Genomic DNA, 13,921 nt, shown 5'->3' with positions numbered 1-13,921 from the left:
TAGCGGCGTCATTATCAATGGCACGGACATTGCCTTTGAATCACTCGACTGACGTTCGTCAGGGTCCGGGAGCCTGGGTTGGACTTACTGCGTTTCACCACCGAGTCGTATGCCGAGGTAGATCGCCTGCGCGCCTGGAGCGAGGCGCTCGACCGGCTTGGCTTGCGCTGCGGCACGCCTCTCGCTGCCGGGCGCCCGTTGCATGGAACCATTACGTCGCGCAGGTCGACAAGCGGCTTTGAGCTGATCGCGCTGGCCGGATTCGCGCAAACCGTCGAGTTCAAGGTCGACGGCGCCGACAGTCTCGTGATCGTACTGCATCTCGACGGCGGCGTGACGCTCGTCGCCGACGGCGTGCGTGCGCGGGTTGCAACCGGCGATATTATTTATGCGTCGTCGCGCGAGGAAGCGCACCTGGCGTTCACATCCGACTTCCGCGCGTTCGCAATCCGCGTGCCCCGCTCCGCCATCAATGCACGCCTTCTTACGCCGTTCTCGCTGCGTGCCGGGCGTTTGCCAGGCGAGGCCGGCATCGGTCACGTGTTCTCCGGCTTTCTGCGCTCGATTGCTGAAAGCGTGGAGACGCTCACGCTCGACGAGTTGCGCCCCCTCGAACTCGCGCTCGCGGAATTCCTGGTCGCGAGTCTCGCCGCTCACGACAAGGAAGGCAGTTTCAGCGGACTCACGCCGTCTCAGGCCGCGATCTTCTCGCGAGTGTGTCGGACCATCGAGGGCAATCTCGCCGACCCCGATCTCGGGCTGACATCGATAGCCAAAGAAGAGCGCGTCTCGCCGCGCTATCTGCAGAAACTGTTCGAAGCGGTTGGACAGAATTTCTCGATCTACTTGCGCTCGCGCAGGCTGGAACGCTGCCGTGCGGAGTTGGTGAATCCGCTGTATGAAAAGGTTTCGATTGCCGATGTCTGTTTCCGCTGGGGTTTCAACGATCCCGCGTATTTCAGCCGGGTGTTCCGCGAGCAATATGGCGCGTCGCCGCGCACCTTTCGACATGAAGCGGGTCTCGAACTAGCGCGCCATCTGGTGCGGCGAATCTCGCGCGGCTTGCCTGTCAATGCCGGGAGTTTGATCGTACATGCACAACTTGCCGAGCAGGGTGCGGCTCATGAACTTGCAGATGAGGCCGACTCTGCCGAGCAGCTTGAAGCGCCTGCGGCACCAGCACAGCGGGAGTCCGGCAAGCCGCGTCATCATCTGCTGCGTGCAACGGCCAACACGATCCACTGGGGATACTTCAGTCACGATCTTAAGCCCGTGCTCGAAGTGAACAGTGGCGACACGGTAACCATCGAAACGCTCACGCAACACGCGGCGGACGACTGGGAGCGCATGGTGCAAGGCGATCCAGGCGCCGAAAGTGTGTTCCATTGGACTGCTGGACGCAAGAACGTCAACCGCCGCGGCGCAGGACCCATGGACGCGTCCATCTACGGACGTGGTGCGGGAGAAGGCATCGGCGTGCATATCTGTACAGGTCCGATCGCCGTGCGCGGCGCGGAACCGGGTGATGTGCTGGAAGTGCGTATCGTCGATATTCATCCGCGTGGTTGTGCCAATCCGAAATTCGCCGGCCGCGCGTTCGGCAGCAATGCCGCTGCGTGGTGGGGCTTTCACTATCGCGAGTTATTGACCGAGCCGAAACCGCGCGAGGTCGTCACCATCTATGAAATCGACGCCGCCGCCACCGCCGGCGAAACCGCCTACGCTCGTGCGGTCTATAACTTCCGCTGGACACCTCAACGCGATCCCTTTGGCGTGATGCATCCGACGATCGATTATCCCGGCGTGCCGGTCGATCATTCGACGGTCGTCGAGAATCACGACATCCTGAAGAACGTCAAAATCCCGGTGCGCCCGCACTTCGGCGTGGTCACCGTCGCACCGCAGCAGGACGGTCTGATAGATTCGATTCCACCGTCCACCTTCGGCGGCAATCTCGACAACTGGCGCGTAACGCGCGGCGCGAGCGTCTTCCTGCCAATCGGGGTACCCGGCGCACTGCTCTCCGTTGGCGACCCGCATGCATCGCAAGGAGACTCGGAACTGTGCGGCACTGCGATCGAGTGTTCTCTTACTGGTGACTTCCAACTGGTGCTTCATAAGAAAGATACGCTAAGCGACCAGCCGTTTGCAGACCTCACCTACCCACTGGTCGAAACCGCCGACGAATGGGTTCTTCACGGCTTCAGTTATCCAAACTATCTCGCCGAGTTTGGCACGAACGCGCAAAGCGCGGTGTATGAAAAATCGACCCTCGACCTCGCGATGCGCGACGCGTTCATCAAAACGCGGCGCTTCCTGATGACGACCAAAGGCCTGTCCGAAGATGAGGCGATCTCGCTGATCTCCGTCGCGGTCGACTTCGGCGTGACACAGGTGGTGGATGGCAACTGGGGTGTTCACGCGATCATCCGAAAGGCGCTTTTCAACTCGTGAAGTAGCGCGTGTCACCTTCGATGCGCGTGCAGACAAGAGTTTGTTCGCAACAAGCTCGATGCGGTTATTTTGGCATCCCTAACATGGGTTCTGACGTGACCACCGGCGTACGCGCCGCTCGACAGGACTCTTTGGACCATGGATTCTCCCGCACATCGCGTGCTGCCCGGCCACGGGCGCTTTCCATATTTACCGATCAACGGTCGCCCTGTTTATCGCTGGCCTGACGGTTCGCGGCTCGCGGTCTATATCGGCTTCAACATCGAGCACTTTGCGTTCGGCGCAGGACTGGGGCCAACTATCGGTCCGGTGATGCCCGAACCCGATGTGCTGAATCACGCGTGGCGAGAGTACGCATTGCGTGTGGGCGCATGGCGCTGTCTCGATCTTTTCGATGAACTCGCGCTGCCGACCGCCGCCATCATCAACACGGCGCTCTACGATCACTGCCCGGAGCTGGTCGCCGCTTTCGCTCAGCGCGGCGATGAACTGGTCGCGCACGGTCATACGAATTCGGAACGGCAAGGAACGCTTACCGAAGACGACGAACGCGCGCTGATCACTGCATGCCGGGAGCGGATTGCGGCGGAGAGCGCGCAACAGCCAGCGGGCTGGTTGTCGCCGTGGCTCTCGGAAAGTCATGTCACCAGCGATCTGGTAGCCGAAGCGGGCTATCAGTACACGCTCAACTGGTGTCACGACGATCAGCCCACGCGCCTGCACACGCGCAACGGTCAGCCGCTGTGGGCGATTCCGTATCCGGAAGAAGTTAACGATATCCCGATGATCCTTGCACGCCAGATGGATGCGAAGTCGTTCGCCGATATGGTGATCGATCACTTCGACGAAATGCTGCGGCAATCCGCGCGTCAGCCGCTGGTGATGGGCATTGCATTGCATGCATACCTGATGGGTCAGCCACATCGTTTGTGTCACTTGCGGCGGGCCCTCGAACATATTGCGCGCGCGCGCGACGAGGGCCTCGCCTGCATCACTACGCCGGGTTCGATCGCAAGCCACATGGACTTCCTCGGCCGTTAGATCACTTCATCCTCGCTTCGCTGTATCACCTCTTTCGCATTTATACGTTCAACCTGAATAGGATTCGCCATGTTCATGTCAAAGGCAATCAAGCTGCTGCTATGTGCAGTCACCGGCCTCCTCCTCGCGCAAGGCGCGTCGGCGCAATCGTGCGAACCGTCCAAGGTGGCGCAGAAATACCCCTCGCTCGCAGGCAAGACGATCAAGATCGGCGTGGACCCCGAGTCGCCGCCGTACGCGTTTCGTGACAGCAAGGATTTCAACAAGATCATCGGCGCCGATGCCGACATGGCCCGCGCCGTGTTCGCCTGCGCTGGCGTGAAGACCGAATTCTTTACCGCCGGCTGGCCTGGCTTGCTGCCCGCACTGCGTGCCGGACAGATCGATGTGATGTGGGACTTGTTGTACTACACGCCGGAGCGCGCAAAGGAGACAAGCTTCGTCACCTATATGCAGGCCGGTACGGGCGGTCTGGTCGCAGCCGGCAACCCCAAGAAGATCGATGACATCTCCAGGCTTTGCGGCCTGACGGTCACGGCAGGCATCGGCACTGTCGAACTGTCGATGGCGCAAGCGCAAGCCGCCAAATGCAAAGCGGAAAACAAGCCCGACGTAACCATCATGACATCCGCCGATATCGCGTCAGGCGCGCGCCTGGTTGCAAGCCATCGCGCCGACGTCATGATGTACGACCTGGCGCTCGTCGACGGACTCGCGAAACAGAACCCACAGCTCTACACGCGCGGCTTCATGGTGACGAGCGGTATGAAGATCGGCGTGGGCGTGAAGAAAGGCAACGCCGATATGATCGCCGCCGTATCCGATGGACTCAAGATCATGCAGGCCAATCAGACCCAGAAGAAGACCTTTCAGCAGTACGGCGTAGATCCGTCGCTGGAAACGCCGACCACGCTACTTACTCAATAAAGGCTGCCTGCCCGGCACACCACGTCGTGTGCCGGCAGCGTCATGGATCAGGTTCGGAAATGAAGGCATTGCGTATCAAACACAAGATCGTCGGCGCCCTCGGTATGGCGGCCATGTTCGTATTGCAGCCGGCGATGGCCGCCGGTCTCGATAGCGTTCAGATGCTCGACGGTTTCAAAGAGCTGGCAGGTTACGTCGGCTCGCCGTTCCTGCTCGGCGGCGCGTGGATCGCGGTGAAGATCACGCTGATAGCGATGTCGATCGGGCTGGTGCTCGGGCTCGGTCTTGCGTTGATGCGGCTGTCGCGGTTCAAGGCCCTGGACTCAGCGGCGTGGAGTTATATCTGGTTCGTGCGCGGCACGCCGCAGCTGCTGCAACTCGTATTCATCTTCGACGCGTTGCCGCTGATCGGTTTGCGTTTCGATGAAGTCACGACTGCGGTTATCGGCTTCGCCTTGAACGAAGCAGCGTTCAGCGCTGAGCTGTTTCGTGCCGGGATCCTGTCGGTAAACCGTTCGCAATCGACCGCGGCCGCCGCACTCGGCATGGGACCGTTGCTGACGTTGCGCCGCATTATCCTGCCGCAATCGATGCGCGCGGTGATCCCCGGTCTCGCCAACGACACCATCGGCATGTTGAAGCTGACGTCGATCGCGTCGGTGATCTTCGTCAACGAGCTCACGTTTCGCTCGCAACAGGTCGTCGGGCAGAACTTCAAGTTCTTTACCGTGTTCGGCGCGGCGGCGGTAATTTACCTGATCCTGACGAGCGGGATCTCATTGCTTCAGGTGTGGCTCGAACGCGTCTTCGATCACGAGCGCGACCGAAAGCTCACGTTCTCGTGGTTCGGACTGCGCGCATCGACAAGTGATGTGAAACCTCTCGACGCACCGATTGTTTTGCCCGTCGCCGCCAAAGCGCCAGAGACGAACGATCACGCATGGATCGGCACCCTGCTGCCTGCCGAAAGCCGCACGTCACGGCGGTGCGATGAACCGTTTGTCGTGTGCAAGAACGTCTGGAAATCATATGGCAAACGCGAGATTTTGCGCGGCGTCGACCTGTCAATCGCGCATGGCGAAGTGGTCGTAATACTCGGCCCGAGCGGTTCCGGCAAAAGCACGCTGCTCAAGCTCATCAACCATCTCGAACCGCTTGACTGGGGAACGATCAAGGTCGATTCGCAGTATGTGGGCTATCGCGAAGTGCCGGGTGGCGGCGGCACGGTGCGGCCCCTGCACAATCTCGCACGCGCACGCGCCGAAGCACGCGTGGGCATGGTGTTCCAGCATTTCAATCTGTTTAGTCATTTGAGTTCGCTGGACAATATCGTTGAAGCACAGCGTCAGGTCTATGACGTGCCGCGCGCGGAGGCGGAAGCGCTCGGGCGCGAGCTGTTGAAAAGCGTGGGCCTGGCCGAACACGCGGATTTTCTGCCGCACCGGTTATCGGGCGGACAGCAGCAGCGCGTGGCGATCGCACGTGCGCTCGCGATCAAGCCCAAGTTGATGCTCTTCGACGAACCTACTTCGGCGCTCGATCCAGAACTGGTCGGCGACGTGCTTGGCGTGATGCGCGGGCTTGCCGATGCCGGCATGACGATGATCGTGGTCACGCACGAAATCCGCTTTGCCCGCGATGTCGCTGACCGCGTCGTCTTCATGGATGGCGGCGAAGTGATCGAGCAAGGTACGCCGCAGCAGGTCATCGACAACCCGACTGAAGAGCGCACCCGAAAATTCCTTAACGTCGTTGCCAATTAAATATGAGGCTCAAGTGACGGACTTCGAAACTTTCAATCTTGGCCGCGTCGCGCTGCAATCCGGTGCGACGCTGCCTGACATGCGGCTCAGCTACAAGACCTATGGCCGGCTAAATGCAGCGCGAGACAACGCGATTGTCTATCCGACCTTCTATAGCGGCAGCCATGTCGACAATGAGTGGCTGATTGGCGAGCACATGGGGCTCGATCCGCGGGAGTATTTCATCATTGTGCCGAACATGTTTGGCAACGGCGTATCGAGTTCGCCGAGCAACTATCCGCCGCCGTATGATCGTGGCCGCTTCCCGCATGTGACGCTATACGACAACGTCGCGATGCAGTATCGCCTTGTGACCGAGAAGTTTGGCATCGAGTCTCTCAGGCTCGTCACCGGCTGGTCAATGGGCGCGATGCAGGCATTCCATTGGGCCGCGATGTATCCGGAGATGGTCGAGCGCATTCTGCCGTTTTGCGGGGCGGCTCGGTGCTCGCGGCACAACTTTGTGTTTATCGAAGGGCTTAAGGCGTCATTGCTGTTGGACCCAGATTTCAGGAACGGTTTCTACGATGCACCGCCGACGCGTGGAATGCGCGCTGCTGCCCGTGTGTTTGCCGGCTGGGGATTCTCGCAGGCGTTTCTGCGTCAACGGCTCGACATGGAAGCGATGGGGTATGGGTCGCTCGAGGACTTTATTACTCAGTTCTGGGAGGGTGATTTCTTGAAGAAGGACGCCAACAATATTCTGTCGATGATGTGGAGCTGGCAGAACGGCGATATTTCCGCGAACTCACTTTACAAGGGAGATTTCGATCGGGCGTTGGGCAGTATCACTGCAAAGGCCATTGTGATGCCCGGGCGCACGGATCTGTATTTCCCGCCGGAAGATAGTGAATATGAGGTTTCGAAGATGCCTAATGCGCAGTTGCGGCCCATCGAGTCGGTGTGGGGACATTTTGCGGGCGGTCCTGCAGCCAATGCTGTCGATGTTAAGTTCATCGATAGTGCGGTGAGGGAGATTCTGGCTATGTAGTGGTCGGACACTTTTCGCGTTTCGCCGGATAAAGCGCGGCTCACGCAACCCTCTTTAGATCGTGCCACGGCATGCCTGACATATCGCTTACGCCACGCAGTGCGCATCGACGCGCAAAGCTCAGCGGCGCGACAATATGCTGGTTAGAATATCTGGCAATCAGGCGCCGGCGCGTTGCTGCTTTGTTTCTTCCTTTGCAGCAATGCCGGCACGACACAAGGAGACAAGCAATGTGGTTTGTCGGAAAAAGCGAGCTTCTCGCGCTGATCGAACGCAACTGCCTCGAAGAGGTGATGCCGGCCTTCAGCGATCACCGCAGCCTGCGCAAGAACGCACTGATCTATCGCCCTGAGGAGCAAAGCGAGTACGTGTACCTGCTGAAGGTCGGTCACGTGCGGCTCTATCGGCTCACCGAGGAAGGCCAGGAAATCACGCTGTCATTTATCAAGGCCGGCATGATCTTCGGCGACGGCGACGTGCTGAACGAAGCGAGCTACTCACACTATGCGGAGACACTCGCCGCAAGCCGCATTTGCTATATCCGTAAGGCAGACTTCAAAGACCTGCTCAAGCGCTACCACGTGATCAACCAGTTCGTGTTGCGCAGTCATCACCAGCGCTGGCAGGAAGCGCAAAAGCTGATCGAGAATCTGTCGCTGCACGACGTGCGCAAGCGCCTCGTCAATATTCTCGCGATGTTCGCCAACCAGATCGGCGCACCGTTCGTGCATGGCGGCGCGAGCGGCGCGGTGCTGATAGACCTGTCGATCGCGCAGGACAAGTTGGCGGAATTTATCGGCACGTCGCGCGAATCGGTGAACCGCCACTTCAGCGATCTGAAAGCCGAAGGCCTCGTCGATACACACGAACGCAAGGTCGTGCTGACACCCGCGTTCGTCGCGCAATTTCTGCCGGGGATGCCAGCGGCGCTCGCCGCCGCGGGCACCGCGCAGCCTGTAGCCAGCAGCGTGCAGCCGGCCCATCATGCGTACAAGGCGCCGGTGGTGCGTGCTTAGTGCGTGCTTAGTGCGTGCTTAGTGCGCGTCTGACAGCGCGGCCTTGACCGTCGCCACGCCGCTTTGCGGGCTGGACAGGACCGGCACGCGCGTCTGGCCGAGCGACGGCACGAGCCGCGCCATCGACACCTGCGCGAGCACCACCACGTCCACTTCGTCGGCAAGTGCGACGATGGTGTGCTTGAGCACTTCGTCGTGACGCGCTGCGTCGCCGGCCAGGAGCGCGGCGAACGCTTCTTCGGCGACGCGCTCGACCACACTGATCTCGCGGCCCGCTTCGGCGGCTTTCTTGCGGATCAGCCGCACGGTCGGCTCAAGTGTGGTTTTCACGGTGGCCACCACACCGATCCGCGTGCCGAGCCGGCTCGCTTCCTGCGCCATGGTTTCGTCGATCTTGATGATCGGCGTACGGATCATGCCGCGCAACGTATCGACCGCTTCGCCGACCGACGAGCACGCGTTCAGGATAAAGTCCGCGCCCATCGCCTGCGCGTTCGACATATACGAGTACAGCCGGCCCGTGACTTCGGGCGTCAGGTGTCCGGCGCTGCGTACGTCGTTCAGCAGGCTGTCGTCGACAATATTGATCATCCGCACATCCGGCAGTTGCGCGGCGAATTGATCCTTGAGCGGCTGAACCGTCACCGGACCGGTATGCACTACGACTATCGTGGCCATCTGGATTGAAGCTCCGTGTTGAATAAAACAGACCGTTGCGGCGGGACTTTATGCGGTTGCCGCCGCCATTACTCGCTCCTGGGTTGCGTCTGCGCGCTCGAACGTACCGTTCAGCCGACCTTCGCGCACCACCAGAATGCGATCGCTGATCGCCAGCACTTCCTGCAGGTCCGACGAGATCGCGATGATCGCAATGCCCTGCGCGGCAAGCCGCCCGAGCAGAGCATGCACTTCCGCTTTCGCGCCGATATCGATACCGCGGGTCGGCTCGTCGACGATCAGCACGCGCGGATTGCGTGCAACCCACTTCGCGAGCACAACTTTCTGCTGATTGCCGCCGCTCAGGTTGATCACTTTCTGTTCGATGGTTGGCGTTTTGACGCCAAGCGTGCGTACGAATTCGCGGCAGCGATCGTCTTCGGCCATGCGCCGCACGAACTGAAACGGCGAGTAGGTTTCGAGGTGCGTCAGGCTGAAATTCTCGCGCACGCTCATGCCGGCTACCAGGCCCTGCCCCTTGCGGTCTTCGGTGACGAAGCCGATGCCGTTGGCGATCGCATCGTGCGGACTGTCGATCGCCACGCGTTTGCCGGCAATCAGCACGTCGCCGCTCTTCGGCCGCATCCCGAAGATCATCTCCATGATCTCGGTGCGCCCCGAGCCGACCAGCCCCGCAATACCGAGAATCTCGCCGCGATGCACAGTGAAGCTGATGTCGCGAATGCGCGCCGGCACGCTGTTGTGTGCGCGAAGCTCCAGATTGCGCACTTCGAGCACGACCTCGCGTGTCGCATGCGACGCGGACACCGCATACAGTTCGTTCAGGTCGCGATCGACCATCTTGCGCACCAGCCACTCGCGGGTAACCTCCGTCATCGGCGCACTGCCGACGGTTGCGCCGTCGCGCAGCACCGTTACGCGGTCAGCCAGTTCGAACAGCTCTTCGAGCCGATGCGAAATATAGACAATGCCGATGTTCTGCATCCGCAGCCGCTTGATCAGGTCTAGCAGAATGCGCGTTTCGTGATGGCTCAACGACGCAGTCGGCTCGTCCATGATGATGATCTTCGAATCGCATGAGATCGCCTTCGCGATTTCGACCATCTGTTTCTGCCCGACGCTCAGGCGGCTCACCTGTTCGCGCGGATCGACGCGCATGCCGATCGTTTCGAGCAGGGTGCGCGCCGCGTCGTTCATCCGCGCACGGTCGATCATGCCGAAACGCGTCAGCGGCTCCCGCGCGAGAAAGATGTTCTCGGCGATGCTCAGGTTTTCGACGACCGACAGTTCCTGATAAATGATGCCGATGCCCAACGCGCGCGCATGATTACCGTCGCGCAATGTCACCGGCTCGCCTTCGATGCGGATTTCGCCACCGGCATCAGGTTCGAGCACGCCGGTGAGAATCTTCATCAACGTGCTCTTGCCCGCGCCGTTTTCACCCGCCAGCGCCAGCACTTCGCCGCGCGCGATCTCAAGCGTTACGCGGTTCAACGCGCGCACACCGGGAAACGTCTTCGAGATGTCGCGCACTTCGAGAAACGGCGTCATCGGCGGTCCTTGGCTGGTTGCATGGCGGGTTGTGCTTGCCGCGTGTTCGGCTCGCGCGGCTACCTGGCGCAGTTCCTTGGTGCGGTTACTTGGTATAGCTGCCGAGATTGTTCTTTGTCACCACGGTCACGCCGGTGTCGATATCGTTCGCCTGCTTCTCGCTGCCCTGGATCTGCGAAACCAGATGCTCGACAGCCAGCTTGCCCATCGTCACGGGGCGCTGCACCATGATCGCCTGGATCGAGCCATCGCGGACGCCCTTCACGGTGTCAGGCAGATCGTCGAACGCGATCACTTCGAGTTTCCCCTTCATCGCGCCGAACTCTTTGGTGTTCAACACCTTTGCAACCGCCGGCCCGCCGACCTGGCTGACACCGAAGATGCCCTTCAATTGCGGATGCGCACGCAGCGTCGTCTCCACCACGGAAACGCCGCGCGCCAGATCGTCGTCAGTGCCCTGCGTTTCGACGACCTTGATACCCGGATATTTGGCGAGGCCCTTCTTGATGCCAGCGATGCGCTCGTTCAGATTCACCGCGCCCAGTTGCCCGGTGACGATCGCGACATCGCCCTGACCGTTCAATGCCTTGCCCATCGTCTCGGCCATCGTCTCGCCAGCCGATTCGTTGCTGGTGCCGATATACATCGAGCGGCCGCTATTAGGCGAATCCGAATCATAGGTCAGCACCTTGATACCGCTCTTTTCCGCGCGCTTCATCACGCTTTCGACCGACTTCGGCTCGTTCACCGAGATCGCAATACCGTCGACGTGCTTCGAAATCAGGTCTTCGATGATCTGCACCTGCGTCGAACCCTGGGTGTTCTGCGGCACCACCCATTGGTAATTGACCGACAGCTTGTCCGCAGCAGTTTTCGCGCCGTTATTGCAATCGTCGAAGAACGGCACGGCGACTTTCGGAATCACCGCGACGGAAATGTCCTTCGCGTCTTTCGCGTGAGCGGTACCGGCCGGGAGCGCACAGAGTGCCGCTACGGCCGACACCGCGAGCAATGCGCTCAGGCTGCGCGTACGGGCCGCGAGAGTCAGGGTTCGTTGCATGATGTCGTCTCCAGAATGCGTCGGTTTTTAGGAATTTGAGAAAGTCACAAGACAGCCTGGCGCATGCGCCAGACCTCGCCTGCGGCCTTAGCGCCCTTTAGAGCGCAGCCGCCAGATATCGATGCTTACCGCAATCAGGATCACGCAGCCGGTGATGGTTTGCTGCGCATAGGTGTCGATATTGAGCAGCACCACGCCATTGGTGATGATGCCGGCCAGCGCCGCGCCGATAATCGCGCCTTCGACGCTGCCTACACCACCCGACAGGCTCGCGCCGCCGATCGCGGCGGCCGCGATCACGTCGAGTTCCGCGCCGAAGCCCGCGGCCGGCTCGGCCGAAACGAATCGCGAAAACGCGAGCACGCCTGCCAGCGCCGCTATCGCGCCAGACAGCGCATAGACGGTGAACTTCACGCGCGCTGTGCGTACGCCGCTCAGCCGGGCGGCAGTTTCGTTACCGCCCGTCGCATACACATGACGGCCGAAGCGCGTGCGCCGCATCACGATCGAAAAACACACCGCAAGCACCGCCATCACTACGACCGGGAACGGGATAAAGCCGAGATAGCCTTGACCGAGGAACGTAAAGCTCTCAGGGACATCCGGCGTGAGCGGGACCCCTTTAGTGATGATGTACATCAGGCCGCGACCGATCGACAGCGTGCCGAGCGTCGCGATAAACGGCGGTAACTGGACACGCGTGACAAGAAAGCCATTGAACGCGCCGACTACAACGCCAGTTGCGAGTCCCGCCGCAACGGCAACCATCGCGCCGAGACCGTGCTGGAACGACAGCGCGGTCACCAGCGACGACAGTCCCATCACCGAGCCGACCGACAGATCGATGCCGCCGGTAATGATCACCAGCATCATCCCGACTGCCATGATCGCCGTCAGCGAAAACGAGCGGAACACGCCCATCAGATTGTTGGTCGTCAGGAAGTATGGCGAGAACAGACTGATCAGTGCGCCGACCAGAATCAACACTGCGAAGATGTTGAATTCGCGCACCCTGACGCAAGCGCGCAGCAGCGCGAGCGGCATCGGCAAAGCGGGCACGTCGGTTTTCGAAGAAAGGGCTCTCAACGGATGGTCTCCTCGGTGTCGCGCACGGACATCGCAGCGGGCCCACTACAATGTGAGCGCTCGACATCGTGGACGATCATAGGTTGAGAGCGCGCCGCAAAACTGTGACGGGCGTCATACAAACCTATTGGGGTTGTCCCGGGATCCGTGATTGCTGCAGTGCGATCGACCTGTGACTGCAATGCGCGTGCAATCTGGCTGCAAGACAGGAACAGGCGAAAGAACCGCCGAAAAGTGCTGTGACAACCCGCAAATCGCGCATCGAACCCGCACGGCGATGCCGACTATGACGTCCGTCACAGAAACGTGCCCCACAAATTCATTAAGCTATCGGCAAGGTCCGCCGGCTAGACACGCGACACACATCCGGCCCCTCTGACATTCTTTCAAGGAGCAAACCGCATGACGAAGCGAGTGATTGTGACCGGCGGCAGCGGACTCGCCGGTAAATGGGTAGTCGAGAATCTGGTCGAGCACGGCTATGAAGTCCTGAACCTCGACCGCGTGCCGATGCCCAAGCGCACCGCGCGCACGCTGATCACCGATATCACCGATGCAGGCCAGGTGTTCAACGCGCTCGCGGCGAGCACCGCGCCGACCGAATTCGTGCCCGACCTCGAGCCGAAGCCGATCGATGCGATCGTCCATTTCGCGGCAATTCCGCGCATCATGGTCACCACCGACAACGAGGTGTTCCGCATCAACGTGATGGGCACCTACAATATTCTGGATGCTGCGTCGAAGCTTGGCATCCGCAAGGTGATCGTTGCATCGAGCGAAACCACTTATGGCGTGGTGTTCGCTCACCGGCACCGCAATCCGCAGTACTTCCCGCTCGACGAGCAGTATCCGGTCGACCCAATGGATAGTTACGCGACGTCGAAGGTCATCAACGAGGTGACCGCGAAGGCGTTTCATGCACGCACCGGCGCCGACCTGTACTGCTTCCGGATCGGCAACGTGCTGGATCCGGAAGACTATGCGAAGTTCACGCAGTGGAATAAGGACCCGTCGCTGCGCAAGCGCATCGCATGGAGTTATATTGACGGCCGCGATCTCGCTGAAGCGGCGCGCCTTGGTATAGAGAAAGACGGCCTCGGCTTCGAGGTGATGAATATCGCCGCCGACGACGTATCTTCCGATCTGCCGACCGCGGAACTTTTGAAGCGGTTCTATCCGGAAGTGCCGGTGAAGAAGCAGCTCGGTGAGTTCGAGACGCTGCTGAGCAATGAGAAGCTCAAGCGCCTGCTCGGCTGGAAGCAGAAGTACTACTGGCGCGATCAGGCGAAGTAAGAGCCACGTCAATTCACTTATC

General features: G+C 60.4%; 11 protein-coding genes. 7 read left to right on the top strand and 4 right to left on the bottom strand.

Annotated elements, in window-relative coordinates:
• Nucleotides 1-78 precede the first annotated feature (78 nt).
• From SB822_RS25570 to SB822_RS25545, 6 genes are all read left to right on the top strand, one after another.
• Complete coding sequence (locus SB822_RS25570) at nt 79-2,454, top strand: acetamidase/formamidase family protein (protein ID WP_410855905.1); 2,376 nt, start codon at nt 79-81, stop codon at nt 2,452-2,454.
• A gap of 138 nt (nt 2,455-2,592) precedes the next feature.
• A complete protein-coding gene (locus SB822_RS25565; protein WP_086917145.1) occupies nt 2,593-3,495 on the top strand; it encodes a polysaccharide deacetylase family protein in 903 nt (300 codons plus the stop codon).
• A gap of 69 nt (nt 3,496-3,564) precedes the next feature.
• On the top strand, nt 3,565-4,422 hold the full coding sequence (locus tag SB822_RS25560; protein ID WP_114223961.1) for an ABC transporter substrate-binding protein: 858 nt from the start codon (nt 3,565-3,567) through the stop codon (nt 4,420-4,422).
• 59 nt (nt 4,423-4,481) lie between these two features.
• Nucleotides 4,482-6,185, top strand: coding sequence for an amino acid ABC transporter permease/ATP-binding protein (locus tag SB822_RS25555; protein ID WP_410855904.1), 1,704 nt, complete (start codon nt 4,482-4,484; stop codon nt 6,183-6,185).
• Between the two features lie 13 nt (nt 6,186-6,198).
• Nucleotides 6,199-7,215, top strand: coding sequence for an alpha/beta fold hydrolase (locus tag SB822_RS25550; RefSeq protein WP_410855903.1), 1,017 nt, complete (start codon nt 6,199-6,201; stop codon nt 7,213-7,215).
• 230 nt (nt 7,216-7,445) lie between these two features.
• Nucleotides 7,446-8,231, top strand: a complete 786-nt coding sequence (locus SB822_RS25545; protein WP_007584464.1) for a Crp/Fnr family transcriptional regulator — start codon at nt 7,446-7,448, stop codon at nt 8,229-8,231.
• Between the two features lie 18 nt (nt 8,232-8,249).
• Here SB822_RS25545 and SB822_RS25540 read toward each other — a convergent pair whose 3' ends face one another.
• The 4 genes from SB822_RS25540 to SB822_RS25525 all read right to left on the bottom strand — a co-directional run bounded on the left by SB822_RS25540 (nt 8,250) and on the right by SB822_RS25525 (nt 12,564).
• Nucleotides 8,250-8,909 carry an aspartate/glutamate racemase family protein gene (locus SB822_RS25540; protein WP_007738355.1) on the bottom strand — a complete coding sequence of 220 codons (660 nt, stop codon included), beginning with the start codon at nt 8,907-8,909 and terminating at the stop codon, nt 8,250-8,252.
• 48 nt (nt 8,910-8,957) lie between these two features.
• Complete coding sequence (locus SB822_RS25535) at nt 8,958-10,460, bottom strand: sugar ABC transporter ATP-binding protein (RefSeq protein ID WP_079491195.1); 1,503 nt, start codon at nt 10,458-10,460, stop codon at nt 8,958-8,960.
• Nucleotides 10,461-10,545: 85 nt separating this feature from the next.
• Nucleotides 10,546-11,520, bottom strand: a complete 975-nt coding sequence (locus SB822_RS25530) for a sugar-binding protein (RefSeq protein WP_079503397.1) — start codon at nt 11,518-11,520, stop codon at nt 10,546-10,548.
• A gap of 87 nt (nt 11,521-11,607) precedes the next feature.
• Entirely contained in the window at nt 11,608-12,564 is a 957-nt protein-coding gene (locus SB822_RS25525) for an ABC transporter permease (RefSeq protein ID WP_007584460.1), read from the bottom strand.
• Nucleotides 12,565-13,008: 444 nt separating this feature from the next.
• Between SB822_RS25525 and SB822_RS25520 the strand changes: the two genes are divergently transcribed.
• Nucleotides 13,009-13,899: an NAD-dependent epimerase/dehydratase family protein gene (locus SB822_RS25520; protein WP_410855902.1), complete on the top strand. Its 891-nt coding sequence runs from the start codon at nt 13,009-13,011 to the stop codon at nt 13,897-13,899.
• The last annotated feature ends 22 nt before the right edge of the window (nt 13,900-13,921 follow it).

Source organism: Paraburkholderia sp. SIMBA_054 (assembly GCF_046534875.1).
GTDB lineage: Bacteria > Pseudomonadota > Gammaproteobacteria > Burkholderiales > Burkholderiaceae > Paraburkholderia > Paraburkholderia hospita.
Note: the sequence above shows the minus strand (reverse complement) of the source record. Positions and strands in the feature narration are given on the sequence as shown.

What these genes read in the sequence shown, in the direction of transcription:
- SB822_RS25555 (WP_410855904.1), top strand. Translation starts at nt 4,482, where the DNA reads ATGAAGGCATTGCGTATCAAACACAAGATCGTCGGCGCCCTCGGTATG.
- SB822_RS25520 (WP_410855902.1), top strand. Translation starts at nt 13,009, where the DNA reads ATGACGAAGCGAGTGATTGTGACCGGCGGCAGCGGACTCGCCGGTAAA.
- SB822_RS25560 (WP_114223961.1), top strand. Translation starts at nt 3,565, where the DNA reads ATGTTCATGTCAAAGGCAATCAAGCTGCTGCTATGTGCAGTCACCGGC.
- SB822_RS25535 (WP_079491195.1), bottom strand. Translation starts at nt 10,460, where the DNA reads ATGACGCCGTTTCTCGAAGTGCGCGACATCTCGAAGACGTTTCCCGGT.
- SB822_RS25525 (WP_007584460.1), bottom strand. Translation starts at nt 12,564, where the DNA reads ATGCCGCTCGCGCTGCTGCGCGCTTGCGTCAGGGTGCGCGAATTCAAC.
- SB822_RS25565 (WP_086917145.1), top strand. Translation starts at nt 2,593, where the DNA reads ATGGATTCTCCCGCACATCGCGTGCTGCCCGGCCACGGGCGCTTTCCA.
- SB822_RS25540 (WP_007738355.1), bottom strand. Translation starts at nt 8,909, where the DNA reads ATGGCCACGATAGTCGTAGTGCATACCGGTCCGGTGACGGTTCAGCCG.
- SB822_RS25545 (WP_007584464.1), top strand. Translation starts at nt 7,446, where the DNA reads ATGTGGTTTGTCGGAAAAAGCGAGCTTCTCGCGCTGATCGAACGCAAC.
- SB822_RS25530 (WP_079503397.1), bottom strand. Translation starts at nt 11,520, where the DNA reads ATGCAACGAACCCTGACTCTCGCGGCCCGTACGCGCAGCCTGAGCGCA.